The sequence below is a fragment of the Pseudomonas sp. ICMP22404 genome, from assembly GCF_006227205.1.
GTDB lineage: Bacteria > Pseudomonadota > Gammaproteobacteria > Pseudomonadales > Pseudomonadaceae > Aquipseudomonas.
The window spans coordinates 1-472 of record NZ_VCNG01000067.1 but is presented as its reverse complement, the minus strand read 5'-3'; the positions used below and the strand labels follow the sequence as shown (position 1 = coordinate 472).

Sequence of the window (472 nt, the reverse complement as noted above, 5' to 3'; positions counted from 1 at the left end):
GTCGAAGCTGAACGGGGTCTTCTGCAGCACCGCGTCCGCGGCGCTCAGTGTGTAGGCGTCCTGCATCCACAGCAGGCGGTTGACCACCGCGCCATGCTCGTTCATCACGCCCTTGGGCAGGCCGGTCGAACCGGAGGTGTAGATGACGTAGGCCAAATGGCTGGCATGCAGGCCCGAGACCTGCGGATTGCCGGTCGGCTGCGTGGCGAAGTCTTGCTCTTCGAGCACCATCACCCTGGCGTTGGTCGCGGGCAAGCTCGCCTGCAAGGCGCGTTGGATCAGCACCACGGCCGGGGCGCTATTTTCCAGCATGTAGGCCAAACGGTCGGCCGGATAATCCGGGTCGAGCGGCACGTAGGCAGCGCCCGCTTTCAGGATGCCCAGCAGCGCCGCGACCATGTCCGTGCTGCGGTCCATGCAGACAGCCACGCGGTCATCCGGGCGAATGCCCAGGGCAAGCAACCGGTGGGCG

The 472-nt window shown here is 66.3% G+C and carries 1 protein-coding gene; it reads right to left on the bottom strand.

Translation table 11 applies throughout. From position 1 onward, the window contains the following. On the bottom strand, positions 1 to 472 hold a 472-nt coding region (locus tag FGE05_RS29685; protein ID WP_139650443.1), incomplete at both ends, for an AMP-binding protein.